This is a genomic window from Microvirgula sp. AG722 (genome assembly GCF_003269145.1).
Lineage (GTDB): Bacteria > Pseudomonadota > Gammaproteobacteria > Burkholderiales > Aquaspirillaceae > Microvirgula > Microvirgula aerodenitrificans.
Genome location: NZ_QLTJ01000008.1, coordinates 136,683 through 156,353 on the forward strand (window position 1 = coordinate 136,683; position 19,671 = coordinate 156,353).

General features: G+C 65.9%; 26 protein-coding genes. 2 read left to right on the plus strand and 24 right to left on the minus strand.

The genetic code is table 11. The features are described 5' to 3' along the window. Positions 1 to 31 precede the first annotated feature (31 nt). Positions 32 to 1,348, plus strand: a complete 1,317-nt coding sequence (locus tag DFO50_RS11965) for an HD domain-containing phosphohydrolase (RefSeq protein WP_028499097.1) — start codon at positions 32 to 34, stop codon at positions 1,346 to 1,348. Positions 1,349 to 1,353: 5 nt separating this feature from the next. Here the strand turns inward: DFO50_RS11965 and DFO50_RS11970 are convergent, their stop codons facing one another. The 24 genes from DFO50_RS11970 to DFO50_RS12085 form a co-directional block, all read right to left on the minus strand. Further along, positions 1,354 to 2,028 (minus strand): sigma-70 family RNA polymerase sigma factor, encoded by a 675-nt coding sequence (locus DFO50_RS11970; protein ID WP_158537446.1) that lies wholly within the window; start codon positions 2,026 to 2,028, stop codon positions 1,354 to 1,356. A 45-nt stretch (positions 2,029 to 2,073) separates the two neighbouring features. Then, positions 2,074 to 2,805, minus strand: a complete 732-nt coding sequence (locus DFO50_RS11975) for a flagellar type III secretion system pore protein FliP (protein ID WP_199489817.1) — start codon at positions 2,803 to 2,805, stop codon at positions 2,074 to 2,076. Next, the gene (locus DFO50_RS11980) at positions 2,796 to 3,035 is read right to left on the minus strand and encodes a hypothetical protein (protein ID WP_112692562.1); all 240 of its coding nucleotides are present in this window, start codon (positions 3,033 to 3,035) and stop codon (positions 2,796 to 2,798) included. The genes DFO50_RS11975 and DFO50_RS11980 overlap by 10 nt, the downstream gene beginning before the upstream one ends. 85 nt (positions 3,036 to 3,120) lie before the next feature. Further along, the gene (locus tag DFO50_RS11985) at positions 3,121 to 3,435 is read right to left on the minus strand and encodes a FliM/FliN family flagellar motor switch protein (RefSeq protein ID WP_112692563.1); all 315 of its coding nucleotides are present in this window, start codon (positions 3,433 to 3,435) and stop codon (positions 3,121 to 3,123) included. After that, the gene (locus DFO50_RS11990) at positions 3,432 to 4,187 is read right to left on the minus strand and encodes a FliM/FliN family flagellar motor C-terminal domain-containing protein (protein WP_112692564.1); all 756 of its coding nucleotides are present in this window, start codon (positions 4,185 to 4,187) and stop codon (positions 3,432 to 3,434) included. The genes DFO50_RS11985 and DFO50_RS11990 overlap by 4 nt, the downstream gene beginning before the upstream one ends. Beyond that, positions 4,184 to 5,365 (minus strand): flagellar hook-basal body complex protein, encoded by a 1,182-nt coding sequence (locus DFO50_RS11995; RefSeq protein WP_112692565.1) that lies wholly within the window; start codon positions 5,363 to 5,365, stop codon positions 4,184 to 4,186. Before DFO50_RS11995 ends, DFO50_RS11990 begins: the two co-directional genes overlap by 4 nt. A gap of 5 nt (positions 5,366 to 5,370) precedes the next feature. After that, positions 5,371 to 5,790 carry a flagellar hook assembly protein FlgD gene (locus tag DFO50_RS12000; protein WP_199489818.1) on the minus strand — a complete coding sequence of 140 codons (420 nt, stop codon included), beginning with the start codon at positions 5,788 to 5,790 and terminating at the stop codon, positions 5,371 to 5,373. Positions 5,791 to 5,799: 9 nt separating this feature from the next. Then, a complete protein-coding gene (locus tag DFO50_RS12005) occupies positions 5,800 to 6,489 on the minus strand; it encodes a hypothetical protein (RefSeq protein WP_112692566.1) in 690 nt (229 codons plus the stop codon). Further along, a complete protein-coding gene (locus tag DFO50_RS12010) occupies positions 6,486 to 6,920 on the minus strand; it encodes a hypothetical protein (RefSeq protein WP_112692567.1) in 435 nt (144 codons plus the stop codon). The genes DFO50_RS12005 and DFO50_RS12010 overlap by 4 nt, the downstream gene beginning before the upstream one ends. After that, positions 6,917 to 8,239, minus strand: coding sequence for a FliI/YscN family ATPase (locus DFO50_RS12015; RefSeq protein WP_112692568.1), 1,323 nt, complete (start codon positions 8,237 to 8,239; stop codon positions 6,917 to 6,919). Before DFO50_RS12015 ends, DFO50_RS12010 begins: the two co-directional genes overlap by 4 nt. Then, positions 8,236 to 8,898: a FliH/SctL family protein gene (locus DFO50_RS12020; RefSeq protein ID WP_112692569.1), complete on the minus strand. Its 663-nt coding sequence runs from the start codon at positions 8,896 to 8,898 to the stop codon at positions 8,236 to 8,238. The genes DFO50_RS12015 and DFO50_RS12020 overlap by 4 nt, the downstream gene beginning before the upstream one ends. A gap of 1 nt (position 8,899) precedes the next feature. After that, the gene (locus DFO50_RS12025) at positions 8,900 to 9,424 is read right to left on the minus strand and encodes a hypothetical protein (protein ID WP_112692570.1); all 525 of its coding nucleotides are present in this window, start codon (positions 9,422 to 9,424) and stop codon (positions 8,900 to 8,902) included. After that, a complete protein-coding gene (gene fliF, locus DFO50_RS12030; protein WP_112692571.1) occupies positions 9,421 to 10,809 on the minus strand; it encodes a flagellar basal-body MS-ring/collar protein FliF in 1,389 nt (462 codons plus the stop codon). Before fliF ends, DFO50_RS12025 begins: the two co-directional genes overlap by 4 nt. Before the next feature lie 39 nt (positions 10,810 to 10,848). After that, positions 10,849 to 11,133 carry a flagellar hook-basal body complex protein FliE gene (locus tag DFO50_RS12035; protein ID WP_107889800.1) on the minus strand — a complete coding sequence of 95 codons (285 nt, stop codon included), beginning with the start codon at positions 11,131 to 11,133 and terminating at the stop codon, positions 10,849 to 10,851. After that, positions 11,133 to 11,552: a flagellar basal body rod protein FlgC gene (locus DFO50_RS12040; protein WP_199489819.1), complete on the minus strand. Its 420-nt coding sequence runs from the start codon at positions 11,550 to 11,552 to the stop codon at positions 11,133 to 11,135. Before DFO50_RS12040 ends, DFO50_RS12035 begins: the two co-directional genes overlap by 1 nt. Before the next feature lie 17 nt (positions 11,553 to 11,569). Beyond that, the gene (locus DFO50_RS12045) at positions 11,570 to 11,869 is read right to left on the minus strand and encodes a hypothetical protein (RefSeq protein ID WP_146745066.1); all 300 of its coding nucleotides are present in this window, start codon (positions 11,867 to 11,869) and stop codon (positions 11,570 to 11,572) included. Positions 11,870 to 11,896: 27 nt separating this feature from the next. Then, on the minus strand, positions 11,897 to 12,997 hold the full coding sequence (locus DFO50_RS12050; protein ID WP_107890361.1) for a flagellar basal body P-ring protein FlgI: 1,101 nt from the start codon (positions 12,995 to 12,997) through the stop codon (positions 11,897 to 11,899). A 26-nt stretch (positions 12,998 to 13,023) separates the two neighbouring features. Next, on the minus strand, positions 13,024 to 13,725 hold the full coding sequence (flgA, locus tag DFO50_RS12055) for a flagellar basal body P-ring formation chaperone FlgA (protein ID WP_158537447.1): 702 nt from the start codon (positions 13,723 to 13,725) through the stop codon (positions 13,024 to 13,026). A 1-nt stretch (position 13,726) separates the two neighbouring features. Further along, entirely contained in the window at positions 13,727 to 14,503 is a 777-nt protein-coding gene (flgG, locus tag DFO50_RS12060; RefSeq protein WP_107889796.1) for a flagellar basal-body rod protein FlgG, read from the minus strand. A gap of 14 nt (positions 14,504 to 14,517) precedes the next feature. Then, positions 14,518 to 15,192: a flagellar hook-basal body protein gene (locus DFO50_RS12065; RefSeq protein WP_158537448.1), complete on the minus strand. Its 675-nt coding sequence runs from the start codon at positions 15,190 to 15,192 to the stop codon at positions 14,518 to 14,520. A gap of 11 nt (positions 15,193 to 15,203) precedes the next feature. Then, on the minus strand, positions 15,204 to 17,252 hold the full coding sequence (gene flhA / locus DFO50_RS12070) for a flagellar biosynthesis protein FlhA (RefSeq protein ID WP_112692574.1): 2,049 nt from the start codon (positions 17,250 to 17,252) through the stop codon (positions 15,204 to 15,206). Beyond that, the gene (locus DFO50_RS12075; RefSeq protein ID WP_112692575.1) at positions 17,240 to 18,334 is read right to left on the minus strand and encodes a flagellar biosynthesis protein FlhB; all 1,095 of its coding nucleotides are present in this window, start codon (positions 18,332 to 18,334) and stop codon (positions 17,240 to 17,242) included. The genes flhA and DFO50_RS12075 overlap by 13 nt, the downstream gene beginning before the upstream one ends. Before the next feature lie 15 nt (positions 18,335 to 18,349). Next, positions 18,350 to 19,183 (minus strand): flagellar biosynthetic protein FliR, encoded by an 834-nt coding sequence (locus DFO50_RS12080; RefSeq protein WP_158537449.1) that lies wholly within the window; start codon positions 19,181 to 19,183, stop codon positions 18,350 to 18,352. Further along, a complete protein-coding gene (locus DFO50_RS12085; RefSeq protein WP_112692577.1) occupies positions 19,111 to 19,383 on the minus strand; it encodes a flagellar biosynthetic protein FliQ in 273 nt (90 codons plus the stop codon). The genes DFO50_RS12080 and DFO50_RS12085 overlap by 73 nt, the downstream gene beginning before the upstream one ends. Positions 19,384 to 19,555: 172 nt before the next feature. Here DFO50_RS12085 and DFO50_RS12090 point away from each other — a divergent pair. Continuing rightward, a partial coding sequence (locus tag DFO50_RS12090; protein ID WP_233495250.1) for a DUF1153 domain-containing protein occupies positions 19,556 to 19,671 on the plus strand: 116 nt, incomplete at its 3' end.

Consider the following 19,671-nt stretch of genomic DNA (forward strand, 5'->3'; position numbering starts at 1 on the left):
ATTCACTGCCAGCCCCGACAGGATTGCCATCTTGACGACTTCACCTGACTCCCTTGCGCCCGGCAATACTGCCCAGGGCTTTACCCTGCTGTTCGTCGACGACGAAGCCAATATCCTGTCCTCACTGCGCCGGCTGTTCCGCCCCCATGGCTACCGGATCCTGACCGCCGACGGCGGCGAGGCCGCGCTGGCCGTGCTGGAAACCGAAAGCGTGGATCTGGTGGTATCGGACATGCGCATGCCGGGCATGAGCGGTGCGGCACTGCTGGCCACGATCCGGCAGCGCTGGCCGGATATCACCCGCATTCTGCTGACCGGTTACGCCGACATGCAGTCGATGATCGAGGCGATCAATGTTGCCGGCATCAGCCGCTATATCGCCAAGCCGTGGGAAGACCAGGACATCCTTCGCATCGTCGAAGATGCGCTGACCATCAAGCTTCTGTCGCGTGAAAAGGCCCGGCTGGATCAGCAGGTGCGCGAGCAGAACGATGCGCTGACCATGCTGAACGCCTCGCTGGAAGACAAGGTCCGCGAACGGACCCTGGCGCTGGAAAAGGCGATGAGCGAGGTAAAGCTTGCGCACGAGCGGCTGAAAAAAGGCTTCGTGACCTCGGTGAAGATGTTCTCGGCGCTGATCGACATGCGCAGTGGCACCCTTGCCGGCCAGTCCCGCAATGTGGCCAACCACGCCCTGCTCATTGCCCGGCAGCTCATGCTGCCGGAAGCCGAAGTTCATGACATCTTCATTGCCGGCCTGCTGCACAGTATCGGCAAGATCGCCTTCCCCGACACGCTGCTGGCCAAACCGATCAGCCTGATGAGCACGGCCGAACTCGAAACCTACAAGCAGTACCCGGTCAACAGCCAGGCCGCACTGATGGCATCCGAGCAGCTGCAGGTCCCGGCCCAGCTGATTCGCAACCAGCATGAGCGCATGGATGGCCTCGGCGTACCGGACCGCCTGAAAGGCGACCAGATTGCCATTGGTTCGCGCATCCTCGGCGTGGCGGCCGATTTCCAGGCGCTGCAGGCCGGCATCGTCACCGGGCAGCGCATGGATGCCCGCGCCGCGCTGAAGCAGCTGGAAGCCAGCCGCGAGTCACGCTATGACGGCGCCGTGCTCGATGCATTGCAGGCCGTGCTCGCCGCCCAGCCTTCCGAGGTGGTAGAGCGCGAACTGTACTCCCGGGATCTGGTACCGGGCATGACGCTGGCGCACGATCTGATCGTCAACGGGGTGATGCTGCTGGCACGGGACTATGTACTCGACGATCGCCTGATCCGTCTGATTCGCCACTTCGAGGAAGGCGCCGGCAGCAAGCTCAATATCTTCGTCAGGGCCTGACGCTTTCAGCGGTCCCCGATGTCCGGCAGGTGCTGGCGCAACACCGCCAGTGCCTGCCGATGCAACTGGGCCACGCGGCCGGCGGAAAGATCAAGGGCAACGGCAATGTCGGCAAACGGCATGCCCCCCAGATAATGCAGGCGAATGACCCGCTGTTGCTGCGGTGTCAGCCGTCCGACGGCAGCCAGCAGCAACGTGCGCCATTGCTGCTGCAGGCAGGCCGCAGGTGGTGCCCGCGCCTCATCGTCCGCCCCGGAGGCCAGATACATGCCGGTCCCTTCCAGCATGTAGGCGATGGCCAGGCCGATGGAACGGGACATCAGTTGCGCAAACGGCCTCTCTGCGTCCGGAATGACCGCGGGTGATTGCAGATACCGCTGCCGGACCCGGTACTGCCGGTCCACCTCGGTCGCCTGCGTGATGGCATTGGCCATTTCGCCGTGGATACGGCGGGTGGCAAAGGTTTTGAAATCCACGCCCCGACCAGGATCGAAACGATCGACCGCTTCCAGCAGGCCGGCCACGCCGCTCTGATAGAAGTCCATGAATGCCAGCGACGGCATGAACTGGCGGGCATAGGCACCAGCGGCCAGAATCCGGACCCAGGGCAGATAGTGTTCAACCAGTCGACGCCGCAGCGTGCTGTCGCCGCTGGCGTAAAATCCGGTCCACAGCGCCACCGGAACATCCGCCCATGACCGGTCGTCCCGCCGGCCAGTCATGCCTTACCAGGTGCTGTCCGACAACAGCACGCGGACCAGCAGTAGCCAGCCATCGATCGAGACAAACATCAGGACCTTGATCGGCAGCGAAATGATCACTGGCGGCACCATCATCATGCCCAGCGACATCAGGATGCCGGCAATGATGATGTCGACCAGCAGAAACGGCAGGAACACGACAAAGCCGATCTGGAAAGCCAGCCTCAGCTCTCCGAGCAGGAAGGCCGGTACCAGATGAACCAGCGCCGGCGATACCGCCGTTGCAGGCAGCGCCTTGCCGGACAGTTCCAGCACCGCGTCCAGATCCTGTTCGCGGGTGCGGGCCAGCATGTAGTCCTTCATGACCTCGCCCGCCCGTCCCAGTGCCTGCGCGGTATCGAGCTGTTGCGCCAGCAATGGCACGGCCACCTCGCGCTCCAGCCGGGCAAAGGTATCTCCCATGGACAGCAGGGTCAGAAAGGCGGCCAGCAGGATCAGCACGCCGTTGGGGGGCGTGTCAGGCATGCCCATCGCATGCCGCAGCATCGACAGGACAATGATGATGCGGGTAAAGCAGGTCATCACCAGCAGCAGCCCGGGAATCAGCACCATCAGTGTCAGCGCGACGGCAATCGCCACCGCGCGCGCACCGTTTTCACCGCCAAGCAGCAGCGGCAATGCCTCGCCGAGGCCGTCCTGCGCATGGCAGGGCAGCGCCTGGCACAGCAGCCAGAGGGGCAGCGATCTTATCCGCATCCGATCTCCGTCACGCCATGCTCGTGTTCGACGATGATCATCTCGCGCGTCCGGTAGCGGACCACGTACAGGGTTGCCTTGCCTGACAGGCGGCAACGGTGGGTAATGGTCAGTTCCTGCCCCGCACCGGCCGGCAAGCGCGGCTGGCGTCGCCTGAACCAGCACACCGCAGCCCCTGCCAGCAGCAGCCCCGACAGAATCAGGTACGGCCCCTGCAGGTCCGGCATCATGCCTGCAGCCGGAACCCGCCCGGCAGACGGCTCACCGAAGCACGACCCGGCCAGGACGGCGCACGGTAGCACCAGCCCGGCCCGCTCAGGGCCGCAGTGACGAGAGGGTTTCAACCTGGACTCCCAGAAAGTCATCCACCACCACCAGCCGTCCGCGGGCGACCACCGTGCCATTGAGCAGCATGTCGACCGATCCGTCCGGCTGGCTGTCCAGCGTCACCACCTCTCCCGCCTTCAACCCGCCCAGCGCGGACAGGCTCAGGCGCACCGACCCGACCCGCGCATCCAGATCCACCTTCAGATCCCCCAGCAGCCCCAGCCGGCCGGCCAGCAGCGACTCTCCGCTGCCGGCGTCCGACTCCAGCTCCATCAGTACGGAGCGACGAATGTCCTTGTTCATCTGGCCTCTTGTCGTAATGGTAGAAATTTGACTGCCAACCGGTCGTGCTTGCGGCCCAGCAGCCCCTGCCCGACGACCCCGCCTCCCGCCAGCCGGATGTCGAACGGATCGTCGACCCGGTGATCGAGCCGCAATATGTCGCCCGCACTGGCCATCATCAGTTCCTCGACCGTGAACGAGGCCGAGCGGGCGGTCACTTCCAGCACCACCGGATTCGCCAGCCGGGCCTGGCTCAACAGCAGTGGCGGCAACACGTCGCTTGCCGGCTGCCTGGCCGGCAGATGGCTGGCAACGCAGGCGGCTGGCAACAGCACGTCAAGCGAGTGCCCTGCCCGGTCGATCGTCAACAGCACGGCCCCGGACCGATCCTGACCGTCGGCAATCGCCAGGCGGTCCGGGGTAACGTCCAGTCCACGGCACAGGGCCTGCAGCGCGGCGCCCAGCGTCGCGTCGACCAGCCGGTTGCCTGCAGGCAACGCCGCCGCCGCGCAGCCGAAACACTGCCATGCCAGCCACACACCGGCGGGGTCGTCAGGGGCGTGCAGGGCCCCGGCGTGGCCCTGTCCGGTGAAGGGATGGAACACGGCCGGGCTTTCGCGTTCGCCCCGGCCGACGGCCCGGGCAGCAAGCGCGAATTCACCGGGCATACCTGCCCACGCGTCACCCCACGCCTGCAGCGGCGTTTCCAGCGACCGTTCCAGCAGACGCAACTCGGACCCGGCATACAGCCGATAGTCCTGTACGCCGCTCACCGACGCCCCCGCATTTCCAGTGCCTGCTGCAGCATTTCATTGGCCGCCGCCACCAGCTGCGACGCGGCCTGATAACCGCGCTGGCTGACGATCAGCTCGCTGAATTCGGTCGCCAGCTCGACGTTGGACATTTCCAGCATCCCGCCGGCGATGCGGCCAAACACATCCCCGGCCGGTGCGCCAATACGGGCTGGCGGCGCCCCGGCCGACAGCCAGGCTCCGGCGCCGGCACGCAGCAGCTGCTGTGCGGGGCGCTCGAACCAGGCCAGCGCAAGCTGCCCTCCATCCGCGGTCTGGCCATTCGTGTAATGGGCCTGCACCCGCCCCCGGGCATCAACCGTCATCCGGGTCAGGCTGCCCGGCGGGTAACCGTCCTGCTGTTCCAGTTTCAGCGTCGATGTCGAGCCACCGGACAGGTGAGTGACGCCGGACAAGGTCCCGGGGCGACCAAAGTCGAGGCGAACCCGCGATACGCCGCCGCTGGCGGCCGTCAGCGCAATGGACAGTTCGCCGGAGCCGGCCAGCGGCGAACCGGCGGCATCGAAGCGCAGATCACCACCGCCCGATGCATGACCGGTGGCGCCCTCGCTGATATCCAGCCGCCACTGCCCCGGCGGCATCGCGCCATCCCGCCGGAAATGAAGGGTCAGCTCGCGCCGGGCCCCGGCATGATCATGGACCGGCACCTCGATGCGGTGGCTTGATGCATCGGTCGACAGATTGCCGCTGAAGCGCAGCAGCCCGGTCGGTCTGCCGGCCCGGACACGCAACCCGGCCAGTGACAGGTCGACCAGCCGGCCGTGCGCATCCAGTCCCTGCACCTGTGAACGGTCGGCACGCCGGATCAGCCGCCCGTCACGATCGACATCCAGCTCGCCGGTCCGGAAGTAATGTGACTCGCCGCGCAGCCGCGATACCAGGAAACCGTCCCCCTCCACCGCCACATCAAGCGGGTTGGCAGTCGCCCGCAGCTCGCCCTGACCAAAGTGGCTCTCGACGGCAGCAATCCGGACGCCGCCGCTGACGCCCGTGTCCCGGCGTGACATCAGTTCGGCATAGCCCAGCGTGGTCTTCTTGTAGCCCGGCGAGTTCAGATTGGCGATGTTGTGGCCGATATTCGCCAGCCCGCGCTGAAAACTCCGCAGCCCGCTAAGCCCGGTATGAATCGTGGTCAGCATCGGCGTTACCTCACCACGGCAATCTGTGACAGGGACAGACCGCTCAGCCACTCGCCCTCGACAGTCTTCACCGTCAGCGCGGGGCGGCCGGCGGCGAACGACAGGGTCGTGACCTGCTCGGTCAGCGTGCCCGAGGCCTGCGACACTTCCACCGTCCGGCCAATCAGCCCCAGCGACTGCTGCGCCGACTGGAACGCCAGCAGGGTATCCAGCCTGTCATTGGACTGACGGCTTTGCTCCAGCGCCGAGAACTGCGCCATCTGCGCCATGAACCGGGTGCTGTCCATGGGCTTCATCGGGTCCTGAAAGGTCAGCTGGGTGGAAAGAATGCGCAGGAAATCCGCCTGGGTCAGCCCGCGCACCGGTCCGGCACTGTCGGTCGGCACCAGGCCCAGTCCATCACTTGTCATCAGCAGTTGCTCCATGGTTTTCCGTCACGCCAGCCACGCCACGCGACCCTGAATATCGATATCACCGGGCACGGTTGTCGTGCCCGGCACCCGCTCCAGCCTTACCCCGTTGACCACCACCCCGACCAGTTCGATGCCATCCCGGCGCAGGGCATCACCAAGCGCGTCGGCAACAGCCATGGCGCTGGCGCCATCCAGCCGGCTGTCCCTGACCCAGGCCCGCGCGGCCCCGTCGTGGACAAATACCGTGACCTGGAACGGGCGGAAGACGGAATGAAACCGTCGGGTCGCGCCCCCGCCGCCACAGCGGCCCGCCCCGTCAACCGGCAATGCCCCGCAGCCGTGGGCCCGTGCCGGACATTCGCCAGCGGCGGGCAGCACCAGCGGCCGGCCGCTGGCCGCCGCCCCGCCTGCGGCAACCCCGACCTGCCGGATCGTGCCGGGCGGAAGAGCCCGGTCGGGGGGCCCTGCCGGCAGTTTGCGCAGGCCGGGTCGCTCATCCCCCACCGACAATGCATGCCTCTGGTCTGTACGGGCTTCGGGCAGCAATCCGGCAGCAGTGCGACTGGTCGAGCCAACCGACCGGCAGCGGGTCGCCGCAGCCAGCTCGGCGTCAAAACGCTGTGCCCACTGCCTGCCGGCCAGCCGCGATGACGCCGTGCCGTATCGGCTGACGGGCAAGGGCGGAGGCCGGTCCGGCGTGACATCAATCATCGGCTCCCCCCTTTCCGTCGCCAGATCTCCAGCGCGGCATCATCCTGGCATCGATAGCCGGCGCGGCATTTTCGCCAGTGCGCCTGTGCCAGAAACCGGTCCCGGTGCATCTCGAACCGACGTTGCTGCCGGTGTGCGTCGAAAGCGGCCCCGGAGGCCTCCTCCAGCCGGTCTTCCGCCTCGGCCAGCAGGGACTGGCACTGCCGCCATGCCTGCCAGCGCTCTGTCACAAAGCGCCGGGCCGATGCCTGGATACCCCCCGGCCCGGCCCACGCCGCTTCGCAGTCGCGGATCTCCGCCTGCAGTGCAGCCGACTGCCGCTGCAGAGCCTCCACGCAGGCCCTGGCTTGCGCCAGGGCGACACCCGCCTGCTGACGAGCAACCCGGCAACGGATCAGGCAACCGTCGAACGGATAGCCCGTCAGACTCATGGCCGGTCTCCGCCCAGCGCGACGCCCAGCGCCGCCAGCGCCGTATCCCGGGCGCAGACCTCGCCGGTCGCCTGCTGCAGAAAACGATCCAGGGCCGGCCGGACCCGGATCGCGGCATCCAGCGCCGGCTGACTGCCTTCGCGATAGGCCCCCAGTGCCAGCACATCCTGGTTCAGCGCCAGCAGGCCCAGAGCCTGCCGGCAAGCGCACATCAGCGCCTGCGCGCCGTCATCCACCAGACCGGATGCCAGCCGGCTGACGCTGGCAAGCACGTCAATGGCCGGGTAGTGCCCGCGCTGCGCCAGCTCGCGCGACAGCACGATGTGACCATCGGCAATGCCGCGCACACTGTCCGCAATCGGGTCATCGACATCGTCGCCCTCGACCAGCACCGTAAACAGACCGGTCATCGATCCGCCCCCCGCCCAGGCACCGCAGCGCTCCAGCAGGCACGCCAGCGACGAGAAGACTGACGGCGTATAGCCGCGTGATGTCGCCGGCTCGCCAGTGGCCAGTCCGATTTCGCGCCGGGCCATCGCGTAGCGGGTCAGCGAGTCGACAATCAGCAGCACCGCCTGGCCGCTGTCGCTGAAGAACTCGCCGATGGTCATCGCGGCCAGGGCAGCCGCCTCGCGCACCAGCGCCGGCTCGTCGGCCGTTGCCACCACCATCACCACATTGCGCATGCCGTCCGCACCCGGGCGGTTTTCAACGAACTCGAGCACTTCTCGCCCGCGCTCGCCAATCAATGCAACGACGATCACATCGGCCACGCAATGGCGGGACAGCATGCCGAGCAGCGTGCTCTTGCCGACCCCGCTGCCGGCCATGATCGCCATCCGCTGTCCGTAACCCAGTGTCAGCAGGGTATCGATGGCGCGGACCCGGGTTTCCAGGACGGTGTCGATGCCCCGACGGGCCAGCGGACCGGCAGGCCGGCGGCGTATCGGGCGGCGCTCGCCACCAGCGATATCGCCCTTGCCGTCCAGCGGCTGGCAGAACGCGTCGACCACCCGGCCCAGCAGGGCGGGCCCCAGATCGACCGACAGTGGCCGGTCGCAGGCGGTCACCCGGCTGCCGGCACGCAAGCCACCGGTCTCTCCGTATGGCAGCAACTGCAAGCGGACACCGTCCAGTCCGACCACCTCGGCCGGCAATATCCGCCCCGGCAGGCTGATATGGCAGAGATCGCCGACACCGGCGCAGGCAGGCCCGGTTGCCTCGACCAGCAACCCGACCTGACGAACGACATGACCGACATGTTCGGTCAGACGGGCGGCCGCCACACGTTCGAGCAGAAGCGTCGAGACATCCGTCATGCCGCCCTCCCCGCCAGTGCCATGCCAAGACGAGCGAGCTGGACCGTCCACTGCGCATCGATATCACCGCGCGCGGTGCCAATCACGCATCCTCCCCCGGTCACGCCGGGATCGGCCTGCAGGCCAAGGCGCGGCCGATCGGCCAGCATCGGTTCAAGCGTCCGCTGCAGCGCGTCCAGATCCGCCGGATGCAGGTGAAGCACGCAGTCCTCGTCGCGACCAACCTGCGCCAGCGCCTCGCAAACACTCGCGCGAACAAATTCCGTCGACACCGACAGCGAGCCGACCAGCCTGACCAGTGCCGCCATGACCACGGGTACGGCCAGTGCCTCGACCCGGTCCCATGCCTGCTGCTGTTGCCCGGGCAGCGCGGCCAGCAAGTCCTGCAGCCGCGCCCGCAACGGCGCCCCCTCCCGTTCCCCGTCCAGTTCGCCCTGGAGGAAACCGGCCCGGTAGCCATCATGGAACGCCTGTTGCCGTGCTGTCTCGGCCTGCGCTTCGGTGCGGCGTACCGCCAGTTCGACAGGGTCCGGAACCGGTGGTCCCTCCGGCACGGACCGGTCGTGCAGGGACACGGTATCGTGCACGGAGCCGGCCCGGCGCATGCCGACCACAGCCCCGGTGTCCTGCGCAAGCGGGTAACGGATCAGCTGTCCCATGTCAGCCCCTCCGCCGCCACGGCCACCATGCTTGCCGCCTGCCTTCCGGCGGCGACGCGGCGAGCGGGTGTCGTCCGACCTCGTCCACCAGCGACTGCAGCAGGAAATGCTCGAGGGCCGGCGCCCCCCGGCCGGGCAAGGCAGTCCAGCTTGCAGCCAGCGGGTCGGGGCGGGCCGCTGCCGCAGTCCCGTCCGATGCGCGATACTGCAGCACCTGCTGGCGGAGTCCCGTGCCCAGCACCGCCCCCAGTCGCGGCCACAGCGCTTCCGGCGCCAGGACCAGACGTGCAGCCAGAGCCGGCAGCCTTTGCGCCAGCCAGATCCGCTCCTGTCCCGGCGTGAGCGCGGCATCGACAACCTGCGCCAGCGCCGGCAGGGACTGGTCCTTCAGGCCGCCCAGCACGGCATCCAGCCGCCGCCTCTCGTCAGGCGTAAGTTGCCCGGCCAGCCAGGCGCGGTCTCCGGACGACAAGGCCGAAACGGCCAGCGCAGCCCGCAGTGGTCGTGTCTCCGCGGTCTGATTCATGACGCGGTTTTCCCTTCATCGCCCACTGACAGCCAGCGTCGTACCTGTATCAGCAGGCGCGCGCGTTCATGCTCGCTCAGCGACACCGGAGGCAGACGGTGCCTGGCACGCCGTCGCCATAGCGACACCAGCACGCAGGCCACGACCGGCAGCAGCAAGACCGGCAGCCACAGCGGCGCAGGCGGCGGGATGTCGTGTGGTACCGCCGCCGGCTCATCATGCCCGGCCGGAAGCGCCAGTGCCGCCCCGGCCTGGGTGAAGGCAATGCCATCACCCCGGTCCGTATCCAGCCCGACCGCAAGGCTGATGACGTCGCGCAGACGTGCGAGTCCGTCATCCGGCAGCGCTTCCCGCAGTACCACTCCCACACCGATACGGCGAATGGCCCCACTGCCAAGCACCGTCTGCCGGACTTCGCGTCCGGCAAGGTATTCGGCCTCGATGCTGTCACTCGACCGGGAGGCGCCGGCACTTGCTCCATCCGGCCCGGGGACGGGATTGTCTCCGGCCAGCCGGCGCTCGCGCTTGCGCACCAGCACGCCACGGCCGCCGCCATCGGCGGCCGTGCCCAGGACCGACTCGCGCGTCAGCCGGACAGCGGACGGGTCCAGCGCCACGTCGACAGCGACCGTCGCCCGCTCCGGCCCCAGCGTGGCATCCAGAATTCCGGCCGCCTTTTGCGCCAGATGAGTTTCGATATCCTTTTTCCATTGCAGACGCACATCCTCGGCAGCCACGCCGTCGTCATCACTGGCCCGCAACGACAGCGCCACGCCCCGGTGATCGAGCACGGTGACCGCCGACGGCGACAGGGCCGGAACCGCGGAAGCCACCAGGCGCTGGATGCCTGATACCTGCTCGCGCTGCAGTGCCCTGCCCTCGGCCAGCGTGACCCAGACCGACGCCTTGGCGCCCGGTCCGCGCCGGCGCAGTGCGCTGCTGTCTGCCAGCGCCAGGTGAACGCGGGCACGGCGCACCTCGTCAAAACCCATCACGGTCCGGGCCAGTTCCCCCTGCAAGGCACGCAGGTAATTGATCTTCTGCGAAAACTCGGTCATTCCGTATTCGGTCTGGCTGAACAGCTCCAGCCCGACCGTCCCTTTCAGATCCAGCCCGTCACCCAGCAGCTTCATTCGCATCGGGTACAGCACGTCACGATCCACCAGCACGCTGCGTCCCTGATCCGCAAGCTGGTAAGGCACCTTGCGTTTCTCCAGCGCCTCAACCACTGCCGACGCGTCAGCAGGCTCCAGCTCGGTAAACAGCACCTGAAAGTCGGGGCGGGTCATCCACCAGAACAGCGCGGCAAGCAGTACTGCCCCCCCGGCCACGCAGAGCGCCAGCCGTATCGCACCCCGCCCGTGCAGAGAGAAAAAACCGGTCATCGTCGTCCCCTGTTTTCGTTGCGACGCGATTCCTGTGCGTCAGACCTGCATGCGCATGACTTCCTGATAGGCGTCCAGCAAGCGGTTGCGTACCTGCATCAGCAACTCGAACTGCATGCGCACGGCTTCCATTTCCAGCATGACCCGGTGCAGGTTGCCTCCTTCCCCGCTGGCCATCCGCGACAGCAGGCCGGCGGCCCGATGCTCGGACTGTTCCAGCCGGGCCAGTGCCCGTTCAAATCCGCCTGCCGGCGCCATGCCTTGCCGTACCGCGCCCGGACCGGCCACAGCGGCCCCGCCTGTCACACCCGCGACGGACTCCATCAGCGCCCCCCGATATCCAGCGCCCGGAGCGCCATCGTCCGTGCCGCATTGAATGCGACGACATTGGCTTCGTAGGCGCGGGTCGCCAGTGTCAGCACAAACATTTCATCCAGTGTCCGGATACCCGGATAGGCGACAAATCCATGCTCATCCGCCAGCGGGTGGCCCGGATCGAGAACCCGCCGGGGGCCGCGATCCGCCGATTCGACAACCTGCCCCCGCACCAAACCGTCCGCCATGCCTTGACGCTCAGCCTGCAGCAGCCGCCCGAATGCCAGGCCGTCCGCCCGGGCCACCACCCGCAGTGGCCCGCGCGGCGTGACGCCAGCAGCCAGCGGCACATTGGCCCGGGCAATATTTCGCGCGGCCGTTTCGGCCCTGAGCTGTTCGATCCGCATCCCGCTCTCGCTGATTGCCATTGATTGCCATACCCCCATCAATGTCTCCCGTCCGAAATCGCCAGCTGCAGCATGGCCAGTTGCCGGTTCACCCCCTTCAGCAACGCCTGGTAACGCAGCACGGTGTCGCTGAGCAGCGCCACCTGCCGGTTCAGCCCCCCTTCGCCAGGACCGGCCTTGCGAATCCTGACCACACCATCGCCCCGGTCCGCGCCCTGTGCGCCGCGCAGTGCCTGCTCGAAATCCACCTGCAGCGCCACGTGTCCCGGGGTGTCCCGGTGGGCCAGATTGCGGGCGATCACCTGCTGGCGCAGCGCCAGGCCATCAAGGGCCGTCATCACCACATTCATGTGTTCCTCCCCCGGTCATTGAACGAGCAGCTCGGCATGCAGCGCCCCAGCCGCGCGAATGGCCTGCAGCACGGCGATCACGTCACGGGGGCTGGCCTGGATCCGGTTCAGTGCCATCACCAGGTCGGCGATCGTCGACTTGCCAGGCAGCGTCACGCCGGCGGTCTGTCGTTCGTCGACGGCAATCCGGGTACGGGGCACGATGATGGCGTCCACAGGCCGCTGAAACGGAAAGGCCTCGCCTGTCACCGGTGACACCTGGTAGTCGCTGGAGATGGAGACCTGCAGTTCACCATGCATGACCGTGACCGGAGACAGCATCACGTTGCCACCCGCGACCACCGTACCGGTCCGCTCGTTCACCACCACGCGCGCACGCTCGTCGGGTTCGACCTCGATGCCCTCGATGCGGGACAGCAGGGCCATGACGGCTGCCTGTGCCCGCGCCTCAACCCGGACCTGCACCCGGTTTGCGCCGACAGCGGTCGCCGGATTCCCGCCAATCCCCCGATTGATCGCCGCGGCAATGCGGTTCGAGGTGGTGAAATCCGGCGTGTTCAGCAGCAGGAACACCCCCTCGTCGCTGACGATGCTGGCAGGTACGGCACGCTCGACGATGCCGCCTCCGGCAACACGACCGACCGTGGGGTGATTCTTCTGCACGACATTGCCGTTGCCGTCATAGCGATAGCCCCCGACCGATACCGGCCCCTGCGCCAGCGAGTACACCTGGCCGTCACTGCCCTTCAGCGCCGTCAGCAACAGCGTGCCGCCAACCAGACTGCGTGCGTCACCGATGGCCGTCACCGTCACGTCCATCCGGTTGCCCGGCTCGGTCAGTGGCGGCAACGTGGCTGCCACCATGACGGCTGCGACATTGCGACTGCTGATCTGCCCGCTGGCCAGCCGGACGTCGAACTGATTGAGCAGATTGGCCAGGGTCTGCCGGGTCATCTGGCTGCGCGACGAATCCCCGCTGCCCGCCAGTCCGGTCACCAGTCCGAATCCGATCAGCGGGTTGTCCCGCCAGCCATCGAAACGCGCAAGATCCTTGATGCGCTGCCCCGCCACCGCCCCGCCGCAGGCCAACACCAGCGACAGAACGCAAGTGGTCATGAAACAACGACCGCGCGGCAGCCGGTTCATCGCCCGGCTTCCAGCCGGCCGGCACCGGTCACCCGGGCACGCACGGGGCCGGTACCCTGCAATGGCCGGACAAGTACGCTTTCCCCCGGGCCGGCATCGGCCAGCGCCCGGCCCGGCACGGCAACAGCCACGGCACCGCTGACGGCCTGCAGCCAGACCCGGTCGTGCCGGCGAACCAGAGGCACCGGCATCGTGTCCGCCGTGCCCAGCAGCAGTCCGGCCGGCAGAGTCCGCCTGGCGGCAAGCCCGGCGACGCCGGATAACGGGGGTCGCGAAATGCGCCAGCCAGTCGTATTGACCCGCCATGGTTCGGTATTGGTCTGGCTCAGCGCCTCCCCGCGCGGAATTTCGCGGAGCGTCCGGTATGCCGTCCGCCAGCAGCTCACGGCAAAGACCACGGTCGCGCGGTGATGCAGCGTTTCACCATCCAGCACATCAACCCGAACCGACTGCCGCCGGCGGCTCCCCGGCCCGGTCAGCTGGACCCGCAATTCGTGACCGGCAGGCAGCACACCGCCGGACGTGGCCGGGGAGCGCAGCAGACGGGTACGGTGGTGTTCGCATTGAGAGGTCAACGTGGCGGCCAGGGCCTCTCGCGCAGCATCCGGCAGTGTCGTTCCGGCCCCCGGGGACGGGACGGCCAGGGCCGGTGCGATCGCGCACAGCAGGCCGTGGAGTCGGGGCAACGGTGTACGCACGTCAGCCTCGCCGCAGGTTGTTGCTGATGGCCAGCATGTCATCCGAAGCCTGGATGATCTTTGCATTGGCCTCGAAGGCACGCTGCGCCAGCATCAGGCTGACCAGCTCATCCGCCATGCGCACATTGGCCCCCTCAAGGAACCGCTGTGCCAGCGTGCCCCGCCCATCCTCGCCCGAACGCGCAAACCAGGGTTCGCCGGACAGCGACGTCGCGGCATGCAGGTTCTCGCCCAGCGGACGAAGTGCCTCCATGCCATTGAACAGCGCCAGCTCGATCCGCCCGACCTCGACCGGTGCCACCTCGCCGGCCAGGTGCACCGACACGGTACCGTCCCGTTCAATCCGGAACGCCTCCGCACCGGACGGAACCATGATCGGCGGCTGCAATGGCAGCCCGTTGCCCAGGGCCAGCAGACCGTCCGCATTGACCCGCAGTGATCCGCCCCGGCTGTAGGCAGCGCTGCCATCCGCCTGCAATACCTCGATCAGGCCTGCGCCATCAATGGCCACATCGAATGCTGAATCGGTACTGCGCAGATCGCCCTGGCTGAACACCGTGTCGACCGCACCGACGCGCGTTCCGGACCCGACATGAACGCCCGCAGCCCCCGGCAGGGCATGGGACAGACCACGATCGCGATAGACCAGATCACTGAATGCCACCCGGGCCCGCTTGAACGCCGGGGTGTTCATGTTGGCCAGATTGTTGGCGATGGCTTCCAGCCCCGTCTGCTGGGCAGCCATGCCGGTCGAGCCGATATACAGTGCATCCATCATTGGAAACGCTCCGTTCAGAATTCGCCCAGCGTGCGCAGGGTCCGGTCATGCAGGGCATCCAGCCCGTGCAGCACTTTTTGCAGGGACTCGAAATGCCGGGTCGTCGCGACCAGCGCCACCATTTCGGTGCTGGCATTCACGTTCGACATTTCCAGAAATCCCTGCCGGAACCGCCCTTGTCCCTCATGGCCCACCTCATCCACCCCGCCGTGAAACCGGTACAGCCCATTGCCGACCGCTTCCAGCCGCGTGTCAGGCGCAGGCTGTACCTGCCGGAGCCGCCCGACCCGGCGTTCCCCCTGAAAAAGCGCGCCCGAAGCGTCAATCCGGAATGCGCCCGCCTGCAGCAGCAGTGCCCCTTCTTCCCCGGCGACCGGCAGCCCGGAACCGGCAAAAACCAGCCGTCCCTGGTCGTCGCGCCGCAACATACCGCCCCGACTCAGCAGGGGCTGTCCCTCGACAGCCAGGAAGCCGCGCCCCTCCATCGCCACATCCAGCGGCGAACCGGTCCGGCTCAATGCGCCCTGGCGCCGGTCCGGCTGCAGCAATGGTTCCCCGGGGCCGCCAGCCATGCTGAATACCCGCTTGAAACCGGCGGTCGAGACATTGGCCACGTTGTGCGCAATGGCACCGACCCGATCCATGTCGGCCCGCATGGCCGCCAGCAACACGCTGCCCAACTCATCCATGTCGATCTCCATCAGCACGACACGACAGCAAACGATTTCAGATTCACCCCTGACGGCACCTCGGTCATCGCCAGTACATGCAGGTGGGGAAGCATCCGTTCCGCCAGCCGGCGAACCTGGACCCGGCACTCCGGCGCACACAGCAGCACCGGCATCCGGTTCGACCCCGCCATGCGTTCGGACTGGCCAATCAGTTGCTGGATCAGCCGTTCAGCAAAACGCGGGTCCAGCGAAATCGCCCCAGCCTGCCCGTCCTCCACCTGCCGCAGGCCGTCGTACAGCGTCTGCTCGACCGCGACATCGAGCGTCATGACATTCAGCGTGCCATCCGGATCAAGCAGTCCCTCACAGATCGCATTGCCAAGCCGCTGCCGTACCCTGGCTGTCAGTGCATCCACATCACGGCTGTCCCGCGCCGCATCGGCCAGTACCTCAAGAATCAGCGGCAGCGGCCGAATCGAGACCTTCTCCCGCAGCAGAGACTGCAATACCCGCTGCACGTCTCCTGCTGACAGCACGGTCGGCAGCAGTTCGTTGACCAGCGCCGGCTGTGACTTGCGGACATGCTCCAGCAGCCGTTCGGTTTCTTCACGGGTCAGCAGTTCTGCGGCGTAGCGCCGGACCAGCTCGGTAAAGTGGGTCATGAACACCGTGGCTGCATCCACCACTGTGTAGTTGAGCCCTCTTGCCCGTTCCCGCTGTGCATCGTCGATCCAGAATGCCGGCAGGCGATAGGCCGGATCCGTCGTTGCCTCTCCCTCCAGCGCAGGCCGGTCGCCACCGGGGTGAATGGCCAGCCATTTGCCGACCCTCAGCCGCCCTTCTCCCACCCTGCTGCCACACAGGACGATCCGGTAGCCGGTGCCGGACAGGTTTCTGTCATCGCTGACGCGAACGGCAGGCAGTATCAGCCCCAGATCCAGTGCCAGTTGCCGGCGCAGCAGACCGATGCGCTCCAGCAGCAGCGCGCCGTTCTCGCCCATCAGCGGCACCAGATCCGCCCCCAGCCCGACAGACAGCGTGTCAACCTGCATGGCGTCGTACAGCGCATCGGCCTCCGCCGGCCGGGTCACCGCTGTCTCTGCGGGGACCGGCGCAGTCCCCGTCCGGATGCGCTTCAGGCACAGCGCCAGCCCCAGCAGCGTCAGGGCCAGCAGGCAGGTCAGCGTCCCGGGGAAGCCCGGCAGCCAGGCCAGCAGCAGCAAGGCAACCCCCACCATGATCATGATGTCCGGATAGGCCGAGAACTGGGTCGCCACTTCCCGGCTCAGCCGGTCGTCGGATGACGAACGGGTGATGATGATGCCGGTCCCCACGGCAATCACCAGCGCCGGAACCTGGGTGACGATGCCGTCACCGATGGTCAGCAGGGAATAGGTCTGCAGTGACGCCTGCCATGACAGCCCATGCTGGGCAACGCCGATGGCAAAGCCCCCGACCAGATTGATCAGCATGATGACGATGCCGGCAATGGCATCCCCCTTGACGAACTTGCTTGCCCCGTCCATCGCGCCATAGAAGCCCGCTTCCTGCTCTATCGTCTTGCGCCGGCGCTGCGCGGTCTCCTGATCGATAAAGCCCATGTTCAGGTCCGCATCGATGCTCATCTGCTGACCCGGCATGCTGTCCAGCGTGAAGCGCGCCGCCACTTCGGCCACACGCTGGGCACCACTGGTCACGACCACGTACTGCACGACGACCAGAATCAGGAACACGATGATGCCGATCACATAATTGCCCCCGACCACATAGGCACCGATGGCGGCAATCACGCGGCCAGCCTCGCCATCAGTCAGGATCAGCCGGGTAGCCGCCACATTCAGCGCCAGCCGGAACAGTGTCGCGATCAGCAATACCGAGGGGAAAGTGGAAAACTCGACCGGCTTTCCCACATGGAAGGTCAGCAGCAGCACAAACAGCGCCAGACTCAGGTTGAGCAGCAGCAAGCCATCCAGCAGCCAGGAGGGAATCGGCGCGAACAGCACACACAGGATGCCGACCGTCAGCATGACGATCCACACGTCCGGGCTGTTCCCGAGCAGGCGGACTAGCTTGTCCATCGTTGACGCATGCCCGGGACCGGCACATTGCCGGCCTTGATCCGGAATGCCCATATCAGGGCCTTGGCCACGCCCTCGAAATGCTGGTCCGGAATATCCTGACCCGCCTCGGCATCCTTGTAGAGTTTTTGCGCCAGTACCCGGTTTTCCATGATCGGCACCTGATGATGGTGCGCAATTTCCTTCATCCTTTCCGCCAGCTCACCCTCACCCTTGGCCAGCAGCAATGGCACTGCCATTTCGTCCTTCTTGTAGCGGATGGCCAGTGCCAGATGCTGGGGGTTGACCAGCAGGACATCCGCGTCCTTGACGCGTGAGACGGAACGGATCTTGTTCATGAATAGCAGCCTGATTTCGCGCAACCTGGATTTGATTCGCGGGTCGCCATCTCGCCGTTTGATTTCCTCGCGCAATTCTCTTTTCGACATGCGCAATTTGCTCATGACGGAACGACGGACCCACCCCCAATCGACGATGGCAAATACGAGCATCGCCAGAAACAGGCGTTGCAGCACCAGAATCAGTCCTGCCCCCGCCTCCTTGCCCGCCCTGTCCGCTGCCATGACCGGCAATGGCAGCCAGCCCGGCAGCAACGTCGACAGCGCGTGATACAACACTGCCGAAAAAACCAGAAACCTGACCACCGACTTGCCTGCCTCGAACAACACGCGGCGGTTGAACAAGCGTTTGAAGCCATTAGCGGGGCTCAGCCGACTGAAATCCGGCTTCAGTGGCGCCGCCGTCCATTTCATGCCGACCTGCAACATCCCGGCAGCAAGACTGACGAGCAATAACGCGATCCAGAGCGGCGCCAGTACCAGCACGGCACGCCAGGCGACGGCAGCACTCCATGCGGCAAGTTGCTGCGGCCCGCTGGCTTCAGCCCGACCCGGCAACCACATTTCCCGCCACAGCGCCGCCAGATCCGCATGCAGGAAGGCACCACCCATCACCAGGATCGCAAGCAGCGTCCCGACGGCGGCAGCAGCATAAACATCCGGGCTCCACGCCACCGTGCCCTGCTTGCGCGCCTCACGCCGCTTGTGCGGTGTGGCTTCTTCCGACCGGTCCTGTTCCTGCATCCTTGTGCCTGCGGTTCAGTCATGCGGCCACATCGACCAGTAATGCAGGATGGACGTGAACCAGCGCTCGAAAAAACGCCCCAGTTGCGGCAGCAGCACGGCAAGAAACAACAACCCGGCCGCCACCTTTACGGGAATCGACACCAGAAACGCGTTGAATTGCGGCATCGAGCGAGAAATCAGCGCCATACCCACATCCAGCAAAAACAATCCGATCATGACGGGTGCCGCCAAAGCAACGCCCAGCGCGAAAACCAGCCCGGACTGTTTGACTGCTGCCAGCAGCGATGTCTGAGGCACCGCGCTACCCAGCGGAAAATCCACCAGCAGCACAACAAAAAAACGCAGCAACACATATTGACCGTCGGTGGCATGCAGATACGCTACTGCCAGCAGAGTCAATAACCAGCCACTCAATGCCGTGGACTGTCGTGCAAGTGGATTAAGCACACCCGCCAGACCAAATCCCATTTGTGTATCCATCACTCGCCCGGCAAGGGATAACGCAGCAAACGCCACCTGAATTCCATATGCCAGCAAGCAACCGGACAGCAAGGCCGATCCCGCCTGAAAAACAACCAGCACCATGCCGGAAGGCGCGGATATCCATGGAGAAACCTGGCCGGCCATAAGCCCGGACAAACCGATAACCAGCAAACTTTTTACCGCACCCGGTACAACACCAACACCCAGCAGTGGCGTAAGGAACAAAACCGGTGCCAGTCTGAGCGACAGCAAAAAAACCGTATACAGCCAGGCCAGGCCATCCGGCACGGCTAGGAATGAAACAGCAAGGGAATCTGGCCAATCAGGGTGGTTGCATAGGCAAGCAGTGTTTTCAGCATCCATGGCCCCATCAGCCATATCACGGCGGCAACTGCGATGATTTTCGGCACAAAGGCCAATGATGCATCCTGTATCTGGGTAATGACCTGAACCAGGCTGACGGCAACACCCACTCCAACCGTAGCCAGCAGAACCGGGCCTGCCAGCAATAACGCATGCCACAGCATCTGGGTACCCAGTCGCAAAGCCATTTCGTCGGTCATTCTGTTTGCCTGCCGGTCAGAATCTCAGTTGTCACCATCATCGGCTGTGTGCAAACCAATTTCCATCAGAGGAATCCTATTTTTCAAAAAAATCGTGAATGGGGCGTCTCTGTAATGACCCAGTAAAAACCTGCTCACGCCATAATCAAGGAAACAGACGATGAGCGTGAAGATGGAAGAAGACATCAAACGGTGGACGGCCAGGCGCAAGAGCGCGCTGGTGCTGGATATCATCCAGGGCAAGACCACGGTGGCCGAGGCCAGCCGTGCCTATGATCTGTCTCCCTC